At 39.7% G+C, this 12,026-nt stretch carries 10 protein-coding genes; 8 read left to right on the forward strand and 2 right to left on the reverse strand.

Translation table 11 applies throughout. From position 1 onward, the window contains the following. Window positions 1-495 precede the first annotated feature (495 nt). Window positions 496-1,164: a YidX family protein gene (locus AC2SLN_RS11430; RefSeq protein WP_486550907.1), complete on the forward strand. Its 669-nt coding sequence runs from the start codon at window positions 496-498 to the stop codon at window positions 1,162-1,164. Window positions 1,165-1,515: 351 nt separating this feature from the next. After that, window positions 1,516-3,051 carry an alkaline phosphatase D family protein gene (locus tag AC2SLN_RS11435; RefSeq protein WP_486550885.1) on the forward strand — a complete coding sequence of 512 codons (1,536 nt, stop codon included), beginning with the start codon at window positions 1,516-1,518 and terminating at the stop codon, window positions 3,049-3,051. 14 nt (window positions 3,052-3,065) lie between these two features. Here AC2SLN_RS11435 and AC2SLN_RS11440 read toward each other — a convergent pair whose 3' ends face one another. Next, window positions 3,066-3,350, reverse strand: coding sequence for a DUF2798 domain-containing protein (locus tag AC2SLN_RS11440; RefSeq protein ID WP_486530702.1), 285 nt, complete (start codon window positions 3,348-3,350; stop codon window positions 3,066-3,068). A gap of 460 nt (window positions 3,351-3,810) precedes the next feature. On the opposite strand from AC2SLN_RS11440, the gene AC2SLN_RS11445 reads away from it, so the two are divergent. Further along, the gene (locus AC2SLN_RS11445) at window positions 3,811-4,767 is read left to right on the forward strand and encodes an alpha/beta fold hydrolase (protein WP_486550887.1); all 957 of its coding nucleotides are present in this window, start codon (window positions 3,811-3,813) and stop codon (window positions 4,765-4,767) included. A gap of 541 nt (window positions 4,768-5,308) precedes the next feature. Further along, window positions 5,309-5,572 (forward strand): PH domain-containing protein, encoded by a 264-nt coding sequence (locus AC2SLN_RS11450; RefSeq protein WP_486550909.1) that lies wholly within the window; start codon window positions 5,309-5,311, stop codon window positions 5,570-5,572. A 165-nt stretch (window positions 5,573-5,737) separates the two neighbouring features. Here AC2SLN_RS11450 and AC2SLN_RS11455 read toward each other — a convergent pair whose 3' ends face one another. Then, window positions 5,738-6,790: an NAD(P)H-dependent flavin oxidoreductase gene (locus AC2SLN_RS11455; RefSeq protein WP_486550889.1), complete on the reverse strand. Its 1,053-nt coding sequence runs from the start codon at window positions 6,788-6,790 to the stop codon at window positions 5,738-5,740. A 211-nt stretch (window positions 6,791-7,001) separates the two neighbouring features. On the opposite strand from AC2SLN_RS11455, the gene AC2SLN_RS11460 reads away from it, so the two are divergent. The 4 genes from AC2SLN_RS11460 to AC2SLN_RS11475 all read left to right on the forward strand — a co-directional run bounded on the left by AC2SLN_RS11460 (window position 7,002) and on the right by AC2SLN_RS11475 (window position 11,772). Further along, window positions 7,002-8,192 (forward strand): ATP-binding protein, encoded by a 1,191-nt coding sequence (locus tag AC2SLN_RS11460; protein WP_486550891.1) that lies wholly within the window; start codon window positions 7,002-7,004, stop codon window positions 8,190-8,192. Continuing rightward, on the forward strand, window positions 8,182-10,230 hold the full coding sequence (locus tag AC2SLN_RS11465; protein ID WP_486550892.1) for a MarR family transcriptional regulator: 2,049 nt from the start codon (window positions 8,182-8,184) through the stop codon (window positions 10,228-10,230). Before AC2SLN_RS11460 ends, AC2SLN_RS11465 begins: the two co-directional genes overlap by 11 nt. Window positions 10,231-10,299: 69 nt before the next feature. Then, window positions 10,300-10,998, forward strand: coding sequence for a helix-turn-helix transcriptional regulator (locus AC2SLN_RS11470; RefSeq protein ID WP_486550894.1), 699 nt, complete (start codon window positions 10,300-10,302; stop codon window positions 10,996-10,998). Window positions 10,999-11,130: 132 nt separating this feature from the next. Next, window positions 11,131-11,772, forward strand: a complete 642-nt coding sequence (locus AC2SLN_RS11475) for a glutathione S-transferase family protein (protein WP_486550896.1) — start codon at window positions 11,131-11,133, stop codon at window positions 11,770-11,772. The last annotated feature ends 254 nt before the right edge of the window (window positions 11,773-12,026 follow it).

A 12,026-nucleotide genomic window follows, 5' to 3' on the forward strand; every position in this document is an offset into this window, starting at 1 on the left:
CAAGTCTATATAGTTAAGGTTATACAGAGAGTCAGTGTCAAGTCGTAAAAAATTATTTATACTTGACGTTTAAATATTCAAAAGATAAGCCGAGTAATGTAAATAGTAATTTTCTGTTTGTTAGTATGGTTTTATTATTCGAGCGCTTTTATTTATAATAATTTAAACTATTGATAAAGATGAATTCTTTCATTACTACTATCAACTGAAGGAGTGAATAGCAATATCTTGCTAGCTAATTGCTCTTATCGTCGGATTTATTTGCGGTAAATATAACCCAGCTAATATAGTAAACGAGCTACAAACTTGCTACGCTATCAGACGTTGGTTAACGCACTACATGTACAAATTTTTGTCGACCATAGCTCATTAAATGAATATTAACAAGGAAGTATTATGCAAAAACATAGCAAGATTCGGTCAATCGCTGTAAAGTCTGCTTTTTTAAAGCCTGTGCTAATCAAAACAGTAGTGGGCAGTGCATCTCTAGTCGCCATGTTATTTGCTTCAGGATGTGCTACCTCTGAGTTACTGGAGTCAGGGCATCAAACAACCCGTACGACAACTACAAAACAAATACTGGTAGAAGATCAGTTGGTGGCGTTTGGTCGTCCTGCCCAAGCGTTACCTAATATGCCTGCTAGTAGCGTGGTCATTGTTGGCGAAAAAAACAGTTATGTACTGAGTCAAGGCGGTGTAGAGATGGTCAATATATTGACCAATCTTACCCCCAAAAATATCCAAGTCGACAGTGATATGACCTTTTATTCGCCTAATAATGACGGCTACTTCCAAGGTGAGATGAAGATGTCATATGCGAAGCTAAGAGATGAGTTTAAGCGCAGTGACTATCAGTTCTTCTTACAAAATGGGGGTAAAGAGTGTACCAATGCCAGTGATGAGCGTATTGGGGCACAGCGCTTTTGCTTTAATGTACCTATTAAAGGTGGCGTGTATCCTGCGGTAAGCAATTTAAGTCTCATTCAGTCAAAATACAACGCACTGACCAAACCGTATCCTGTCGTTATTTACACCCAATCTAATAGTCAAAAGACCACTCGAAATGGCAAAAATGCGGGTGAAAAATTAGTACTATTGCCGTTCGCCTTGGCCTTCGATGTGGTTACTTTACCTTTCCAATTATTGGACGCCATTGCCAATTAAGGGCAAGTTTATAAGCCAGTCACAGACCCTATTATAAAAAGACCGCTGTATTGGCAGCGGTTTTTTTACGTCATAACTATTTTAGGTCGAAATTATTTTACGTCGAAATTATACCCTTCTAAAAAAAATACCTTTTCTATACAGCCCCTAATTTCTAGACTGGGGTTGACTTGTTATACCTATCACTAACTCTTAATAAATTTAACATAAAGCCTTCATAAATCCTGCTTATTATGATATTGAGCATTGCTATATCAATTTCATGAGAATAAGAAATGATATAGCAAATAACTAATAATAAAGCCCGTTCATAATCTAACGAATTATGACACCAGCCATTAAGGATGAACCATGTCTGTTAATCGTCGAGATTTTTTGAAGTTATCCACTGTTGCCAGTGCAGCTGCAGTAAGTTCAACGCCAGTATTTGCTATTGGTACAGACCGTCCGCTTATCCCATACGGCGTGCAATCTGGGGATATTATGAATGGCAGAGGGGTGGTGTGGAGCCGTACTAACCGCCCTGCGCGGATGATCGTTGAGTGGTCGACAACCTCTAAGTTTAAACAAGTGAAAAGAGTATTGGGGCCAGCAGCACTACCCGAAAATGACTTTACCACCACGGTAGACTTGCAGGGCCTGCCTGCTGGTCAACATATCTTTTATCGGGTCAGTTACGCCGATCTAGGTCGTGCTAAAACACAAAGCTATCCCGTTTTAGGACACTTCAAAACTGCACCAAACCAAAAGCAGGACATTCGTTTTCAGTGGTCAGGTGACACCGTCGGTCAAGGCTGGGGTATTAATGAAGACTTTGGGGGTATGAAAATTTATCATACGATGGCCGAGAGTCTTCCAGATTTCTTTATTCATAGTGGCGATAATATCTATGCCGACGGTCCAATTAAGTCGCAAGTAGAATTGGCTGACGGCAGTATTTGGCGCAACGTGGTGACCGAAGCGAAGAGTAAAGTAGCTGAGACGTTAGATGAGTATCGTGGCAACTATGTCTATAACTTAATGGATAAAAACGTGCGTCGCTTTAACTCTGAAGTGCCTATTATCTCGCAGTGGGATGACCACGAAACCGTCAACAACTGGTATCCGAATGAAGTCTTAAACGATGATCGATACACCGAAAAGAGTGTGGCACTGTTATCCGCCCGCTCTAAAAAAGCCTTTATGGAATACATGCCAATGCGACTCTCAGCCGATGAAAAAGAGCGTATCTATCGTAAAATCCCGTACGGCCCATCGCTTGATGTATTCGTGATTGATATGCGCACTTACCGCGGCGATAACTCTGCCAATCGCCAAGCCCAGCCTAGTGAGGCCACCGCTTATATGGGACGTGAGCAAATTGCTTGGTTAAAGCAAGGATTGAAAGACTCGAAAGCCACTTGGAAGGTAATTGCCTCAGACATGCCTATCGGGCTGATGGTCAAAGATGGTGATAACTTTGAAAACTCGTCAAACGGTGATGGTCCAGTGTTAGGTCGTGAGCATGAGATTGCCGAACTATTGCGATTTATTAAGCACAATAATATCAATAACACCGTCTGGTTAACCGCAGATGTGCATTACACTGCTGCTCATTACTACAACCCTGATAAAGCACAGTTTCAGGACTTTAACGGATTTTGGGAGTTTGTGTCAGGTCCACTAAATGCGGGTACTTTTGGGCCTAATGAGCTGGATAATACCTTTGGCCCTGAGCTTAAGTATGTCAAAGCGCCCAAAGAGGGCGAGTCAAACTTGCCACCGAGTGCCGGCATGCAGTTCTTTGGGGAAGTGGCGATTGATGGTAAAACGGAGAATATGACGGTAATGCTAAAAGACCTGTACGGTCGTACGTTATACACTCAAAATCTTGAGCCACTGGTGTAAGGGCGTTATTTGTCTTATTGGTCTTGGTCAGTGTAAAAATCAATACGACTTAAAATATGTGTTTGTATGATATAAGCACATACATAGGCACTTGGCCATGCAAAGACGAACGCCAACCCCCACGAACTCATAAGATGAGAAAAGAACACATCACTATAGCCCTCTTTAATCAGTATTAAAGCTGCTGAAATGATTATTGACATTAGTAAGGCCATAAGTCCTGTAAATATGAGACGATAATATTTACTGCTGATGCGTATTTTTGATGAGGACGTTTGGCGATGAGAAGATTCGGTCACGGGTTTATGTTACTCCATAAGGCGTATTAAACTCATATAATATCATTTATAAGAATTAACCTACCTATGTCAAGCTCATTTTTCTGGATAGATTAACTCTCATAAAATAGTATAAATTAGATTGTTATCTTTCACTCAAAAAGCCTCTCTTATTTAGGAGAGGCTTTTGCTTTTTAGAAAGCGCTTGCCGTTTATCAGGAAAGTGATATTTTTCTATTTAAATTATCATAACAAGTTGTCGTTATCAGCTCTGTAAGATTTTTGCATAAAAATGTCAGAATAGGGCAGGCACTTTGTTGTTACGTTAAGCACTTTGGTTATTATTGACAGCATTTAATTATAGGATGGGTTAGTTGAATAGTTAATTTAAGTGTATTATTGATTTAACTTATCCAAATGACCTACACACTTAATACATCCCATTTCATCATCATTCACACTCTATAAAAGAGGGGCTTAAATGACCGCGATAACCAAACGTTTGCGTAATGCGCTTGTCGCCCTGCTTGCTGTATGTGTCATCGGCTGTACAACCCCCAATGCCGTAACGGTTGTTACCACTCAAAAGCTGTTACAGCATGAACGTACTAAATCAGGTTTAGAGGTTAAGTCTTTTGTGTTGTCTACAGGAGAGACATTGGTTTATGCTGAAAATAACAACGGCACTGCCGAACCGTTATTACTGATTCATGGCTTTGGCGGTAATATGGATAACTTTGTGCGTATTGCTGATGAGTTCAAGGATTACCACGTGATTATCCCAGATTTATTGGGCTTTGGAGAGTCTGACAAACCGATGTTGGCAGATTACCGTGCCGACGCCCAAGCCAAGCGCTTACATGAGTTAATGCAAGCCAAAGGTATGGCGTCTAATTTGCATGTGGGCGGTAACTCAATGGGTGGTGCGATTACAGTGGCTTATGCAGCCATGCATCCAAAAGAAGTGGCTAGTGTATGGCTGATAGACAGTGCTGGGTTTTGGTCGGTTGGTATACCAAAGTCACTTGAAGGAGCAACGCTTGAGAACAATCCCTTATTGATTAGCAGTTATCAAGATTTTGACGAATTAGCCAACTTGGTCATGCACAAACCGCCTTATATTCCAGTATCAATAAAAGCGGTGTTGGCACAACAAAGAATTGATAACCAAAAACTTGAGGCTGTCGTCCTGCAACAAATTGTTGAAGATAGTGTGGAAGAGCGTGCCAAAGTGATTGCTGAGTATCATATTCCTACCTTAGTAGTCTGGGGCGATAAAGACAATATTATCAAACCAGAAACCGCTAACTATATCGCAACCATCATACCGCAAGCAAAGGTAATCATGATGCCAGAAGTGGGTCATGTGCCTGTGCTTGAGGAAGTGAAGAAAACGGCTGATGATTATAAAGCGTTTCGTGAGGGGATAAAGAAATAGTAGTTTGGATGTTGTGATTTTAGTTAGCCACAGAGTTATCATTAAAATACTTGACTATGAATTTGATGTTAATTGGCGTAGGGTTTGGAGCTGCTCTCTTTTTTCACTTGTATTTGCTTATTTGAGCGAGGCAGTGGCTAATGTTTGGAGTGTCTCTTGCTTCACAAGCTACACCAAATTAACCCCTTCAAATCGCCTAAACAAGCAGGTTATTCCTTTAGAGATTTTCCTTTGGAAGAATTTCTCTTGTGTCCCTAAAATTGCAATACAATGTTTTTAACGGGTCTAAAATCGAGGATAAACTGCTTCTTGATGATAGTTCAGTGTGATTTAAAAATACTCTAAGTAAATTATTGATAAAAATGAAAATATGGAAAATTTAGTGTTTTATTCAAAGATAGATTTATGGGTGCATATGGTCTTTATAGGTACTACGCTTGTTATAATTGCATTGCCGTATCTGTATTACAAAACCACTAATAATATATCTTTGATACAAAGTTTATTTGCGATGCAAATACCAATGCTCTTCAGTTTAAGCATGCTACTGCCCAGTTATTTATATACTTATTATAAAATTAATGACAGTCATCTCAGGGTGAGAAGTGGCATTTTTTCATGGAGGATACCTCTATCAGAGATAGAATCTATTGAGACAACCCATAGTCTTCTATCTGCACCTGCACTGTCGACGGATCGATTGGTTATCCATTACGCTGGAAACAAACGTATTATAGTCTCGCCAAAAGATAAACAGAGTTTTATAGCTGCTATAAATGAGCGATCAGATATTCTATCCTATTAAATCCTTATCAACTCAGTCACATAGAGTTTAACCTTGTTATATAAACAGTCTAAAGACCTGACGTTTTATTTGGTACGGTTATCTCTAATTAAAGTGAATATCATTTCTTTCTTTATCGCTCCAACAATGTCCCAACTCCGTGACCGGCTCTCAACGTCCAATAAATTACCACTCACATTCAGCCATCAACCGTCGCATCAATGCTTCCGCCGATTCATCTCGAACTCGTCTGACCCCTTGTCCTGCCCAGAGCGACAAATACTTACTATTACCAAGTTTGCCCGCATTGGCTCGCATGGGTTTTGTCATGGCATTTAACTGCGGATAGGGTGGCAAATCGTTGCTATTATCGTATTCAGCATAACGAGTCAGATACTCATTTACCAACCCTCGTGCTGGTTTACCCGAAAACAGACGGGTTAAACGAGTGATGCCTTCTCTTTTACCTTGAGCCACATTTAATAGTTCTGCTTTATAGGTTGGGTTAATACCACTCTCATGGGTGGTTAAAAATGCCGTACCTAACTGTGCCATCTGGGCGCCAGCAGTTTGTACCGCTTTTATATCTTGACCTGTCATTATGCCACCTGCGGCAATCAACGGAATATCAGTGACGGCTTTGGTTTGGCTAATCAAGGTCAACAAACCAAGTGGGTCTCGCTCGCTCTGAGGTAGCCAGCCGCCTCGATGTCCGCCTGCCTCATAACCCTGCACACATACCGTATCTGCACCGATATCTGCCCACGCTTTGGCTTCTAGCGGATGGTTCGCCGTTCCGACGACTTTTGTACCGACCTGATGCAAGGCGTCTATCTGATCCTGACTGATAATGCCAAAGGTAAAACTTGCCACAGGTACAGGGTTTTCTAGTAATACTTGAAGCTGTGCGCTAAAGGACTGCGCTGGCGTGTCGGGTAACGCTACCTCAATGCCTTGCTCATCGTAATAGGCTTGTAGCCAGTCAGGTATTGGGCTATCAAAGGTACTTGTTTCTGCCTCACTTAGTACCATTAGGTTAACCGCAAAAGGCTTGTCAGTTAACGCTTTAATCTGATTGATTTGCTCATGCAGTGTATTGGGCGCTGTCATCCCTGCGCCAAGGCTACCGAGTCCGCCAAAGTTACTCACGGCTGCAATAAGCTCAGGTGTGGTGGCTCCGCCTGCCATTGGGGCTTGCACGATGGGGCAGGTTAAATTTAAATCAGTCATTAACGTCATGGCAGTCTCCTGCATAAGAGTTTCTTATTGCGATGATTAGGTTTCATTATGACTTACTGTAGCAAAGTTTTGATGAAGGAGGGATTGATAGGGGTTATTTATTTGGTAAATGTTGTGGACGTTGACTACAGATTTGTAGTTAAAAGAGTTGACTACGGTTTTGGTGTTAAGTAATATAACTACAGATTTGTTGTCAAATAAGAGAATAGATATGAGCACAGGTAATGTAGTAACAGGTGATAAATATTTTTCAAGACCTCGAGACGAAAATAAATTATGGCGATATATATCACAAGGTGCTCATATTTTATTACTAGCGCCAAGACGAGTTGGTAAGACTTCATTAATTACACATATTAGAGATAATCCGGAAGAGGGTTATGCTGTTATCTATGTTTTTGTCCAAGCATGTCACGACGAACAGGGATTTTATCAAAAGTTATTACGTGAGATTTATAACTCTTCTTATATTAGCAAGTACAGCAAAGCTAAAAAAACGCTTACTGAATGGGCAGGGAAAATAAATTTTAATTTGTCAGCCAGTCCAATGAGTATTGATGTTTCAATCAAAGAAAATGAAAAAAGAACGCCAAAAATTACTCATGAGATGATTAGAGACGTTCTATACAATAGTCTTGAGTCAAGTGAAAGCAAAGTCATTATTGCTATTGATGAGTTTCCAGACGTATTAGAAAAAATTGCCGAAAAAGATGGTAAACAAGGTGTCGAAAATTTTCTATCAGGTATACGAGCATTATGCCAAGATACAGATTTCAATAATAAAGTTCAATTTATTTTAACAGGGTCAATTGGATTAGATACTTTAGCAGAAAAACTTGGCGTTACCGATTTAATTAATATGCTAGAGACAATGACAGTTCATCCTTTAAAAGATGATGATGCGATAGCATTTATCGACTTTTATTTTGATAAATACTACTCCGACATTGAATTAGATATCAATACCAAGCAAGCTCTCATAAAGGAAGTTGGTTGGAATATGCCTTATTACTTAGGATTAGTATGTGAACAACTTATTGATATCTTTGAAGAAGAAGAAAGACCAATAGCAGAGAGTGATGTGCAAAAAGCTATCGATGCGTTGTTTAGCCCTGCGATGTCTACAAGGTTTTCGCATTGGCGTGACCGTTTACGTCGTTTAGAAAAGATAGAACAAAGCTATGCCAATCAAGTTTTAGAATTAGTTAGTACATCAGATGATGTCGTTACGCCTGCGAGATTATTTGATATATCGCAACATTCAGACTTTAAAGATGCTATTAACAGAAGATATATTATTAATTGTTTATTACATGATGGGTATCTATACCAGCTCGAAGACAATAGTTACCAATTTACCTCCCCTCTGTTAAAGCGTTGGTGGATTCGTTATGGAAAATAAAAAGCACAACACAAATAGCCAATCTATGTTGTTATATAACACCCAAAATATAGACAGTGAATTACTAAAACTTGGGTTTAGTATTCGAAAAAAAGAGTATCAGCGTATTTGGAAAGATATTAAAACAGGAACGATGGAACGACCCGAAACGCATTATCTCATTCAAGGCGTGCGAGGTGCGGGTAAGACGACGCTACTATCACGTTTGGCTTATGAAGTGACTGATAATACAGACTTAAATAATTGGCTGATTCCTATTTTATTAAATGAGGAAGAATACGGAATATTGTCTTTATTTACTTTTTGGCTACGTATTGCTGAAAAGTTAGCTGACTATAACGCAGAAAAGTACATACCACTTTATCAGCGGTTATTAGATTTAGAGAATGATGATAGCGGTGTTGCATGGGAATTAATACGCCATTATCTAGATGAAAACGGACAGAAGATAATCGTTTTTGTCGATAACTTAGGAGAGCTATTTCAAGACTTCGATGATATAGAACATGCACAATTGCGAGAGGCGTTGAGCTTGCATCCTCAAATTCGCCTTGTTGGTGGGTCAAGCCAACTACTAGAAGCACACTATGATGGCAATGCCCCTTTTTATCAGTTTTTTAAATTAATAAATCTTAAATCTATTAGCGAAGAAGAAATGCATGAACTGTTACGCTCGCTTGCTAAACAAACGAGTGATGAAGCAGTTACCACGATTGAAGATATTATTACCAATCATGCTGAACGCATTGAGGCGGTAAGACGCTTAACTGATGGTGTACCTCGCACTATCGTTTTATTATTCCAAATTATTATGGAAGGGGCAAAAGAGAGCAGCTATGCCTATTTAGAAGAAACCATCGATAAGACAACGCCACTTTATAAGCACCGTATGGATGACTTGCCTCGTCAGCAAAAAGCTATTGTTCATGCTATTGCGATGAACTGGGATGCGATGAGCACCAAAGAAATCGCTGAGCAAACTCGATTACCAAGTAAAACCGTATCAGCGCAACTGGTTAAACTGCAAAAGCAGTGGATAATCGATAAGGTTGAAACAGACACCAAGAATCACCTTTACATTATTAAAGAGAGGTTTTTTAATATTTGGTATTTAATGCGTTATGGTAGGGAGTCTGATAAACGACGGGTTTTGTGGCTGACGAGGTTTTTAGAAAGTTGGTGTAATGAAGAGGAGTTAATAGACCGACTATTCGAAATCGACAATTTAATTGTAAGTTCAAAAATAATGGTATCTCAAGACTACATAAATGCTCTTCTTTCTACCGATAAGATGCCAGTTACTTTTAAGTTACATTATTCTGAAAAGTTTAAAAAACCATATCCCGAAACGGTAAATATTAACATACAAAGTTATACTTACATTGATTTAGCCGATGAAATAGTTAACTCCGTTTACAATAATCAGATTTATAGAGCTGTAGATATTGCTATCAGCCAGTTATACAGTAATGACATAGATGATATTCTGTTTTCGGGTACTTTTGTACAAAAGGTAATTAAATATAAGAGTATGGCGGATAAGTTGTTTGCGCATGCTGAAGCTCTAGTTGAGCAGAAGGGTTGTAATAGTGATGATGTTTTTAAGGTTATAAATTGGTACTATCTAACAGCTTTAAACGAGAGGAAATTAAAAGCACTACATCTTATTTCTAGTGTAGGAGGAGTAGACCTTGATAATGTTATAAAAATCCATCTAGCTATAATTCAGTTGTGGAATAACTTATACGAAGAGTCAGTGGTAACGATTACAGGTTTAGAAGATATTACATCTATCGATACATTCAATCCTATAGATGAATACTTTTTACTACTTCTCTCAAAGTTTCAAGTTGAAACAACTTATAATCTCATTTTAAAATTGAATCTTAAAGAAGAATTGAAACCATTTTACTACGCAACAGTATCTTTATTAAAAGACGAACGCCATCAAGAATATCTGCGTATGGGTTCAGAGTTAAAAGATACTGTTGATGAGATATTGCAAAAGGTAGAAGACTATCGGATTAAATATAGCTAACGGAGAACTATTTTTAAGGATAAGATAGACTATTAACTACCCCCATAATCTACACTAACGGCCAACCCCATGACCCGCTCACAACGCCTCCTTGAGCTATTGCAACTGCTAAGAGCTTATAGTTACCCTGTGAGTGCGTCAGTGTTAGCCGATAAAATGGACGTTACCCCACGTACCATCTACCGTGATATCAACACCTTACGCGATCAAGGCGCAGAAATAATAGGCGAGCGGGGTATCGGTTATGAATTACGCTCAGATAACCATCTACCACCGCTAAACTTCAGCTTGGATGAAGTCTATACGATAGTATTAGGATTGCGCTGGGTACAACGGCATGGCGATGCGTCCTTGGTCGATACCAGCCAACACGCCTATGCCAAAATCAAACATGTATTGCCTGAGCAGTTGCAAGATGCCTTACTCGATGCGCCATTATTGGTGGGTTCAAGGTATCAATTTAGCGAGTTTGAGGAACAACACGCCCAAACCCTGCGCCAAGCCATTAACCAAGAGCATAAAGTCGAGCTAACCTATCAAGACGGCAATGACGAGATGTCACAGCGCATTATCTACCCGTTATGTATCGGATTTTTTAAAGACGTGCAAATGTGTGCGTCTTGGTGTGAGCTACGTCAAGCCTTTCGACATTTCAGGTTCGATAGAATTAAAAAAGCAGTCATCCTAGATGAACACTATACGCCAAGCCGTACTTATTTATTCAAAAGCTGGAAGCGAGAGCTGGGCATCCCACCGCATCTGTTTTAACGGATATGTCTTTAACGTTTCATTTACTCATTCCATCGTAATCACTACTGACACAAACTGTCACGGTCTCCCTCTATAATTTATCTGGCAAAACGGAGTGAGTCATAAACTTATAGTAAGGGAAATAATAACATGAGCCAGTTAACGTTCTATACCAATCCGCAATCTCGTGGTCATACCGTGCAATGGATGTTAAATGAATGTGAGGCGACTAGCGACATTCGTTATGAGACCAAAATCATAGAGTATGACAACATTAAATCGCCTGACTATTTGGTGATTAACCCGATGGGTAAACTGCCAGCGTTGGTCGTTAAGCAAGATGACGCTGCTGACACTAAATCGCAAGGCGATATGGTTATTACCGAAGCCGTGGCAATATGTGCCTATCTAGCAGACACCTATCCTAAAGCTAACTTAGCACCTGCCATCAACAGTCCAGCAAGAGGGGCTTATTATCGTTGGTTGTTTTGGGCGTGTAATGTGCTTGAGCCAGCCATGATGGTTGAGTTTGGCGTATTAACCCGTGATTCGTCTGATAAGACAAAACAATCACTAGGCTTTGGTAGTTTTACCGAGGCGCTAGCGATATTAAACAATGAGTTGGCAGATAAAGACTATCTTTGCGACGGTAAATTTACCACAGCGGATTTATACCTGACCTCGATGTTGCATTGGGCAAGTATGTATAACCCTGATATGGCGTTGCCTGAAAATGTGGCAAGCTATTTAGATAGAAACTCAAAGCGAGAGGCGATTCCAAAACTTAGCTAAGCATTTGAATAAGAAAACGTAATAAAACAAAGGAGGGTTCATTTTGAATGAGTCCTCCTTTTCGTTTAAAAGTGACTTGAAAACCTGCTTTAAAAGCTGGACAGGTTCTACCTGTCAAGACGCATCAACTTCACTATAAACACATGTTGCCTTCAAGCCTCAAATTCCTGCGACCCGATATCAATACTTACCATAAATAAAGGCCAACTATCAATCTAGTGGTGATCGCACTAATCCGTTAGAGCATAGTATGG

This window comes from Psychrobacter sp. CX90 (assembly GCF_057396305.2).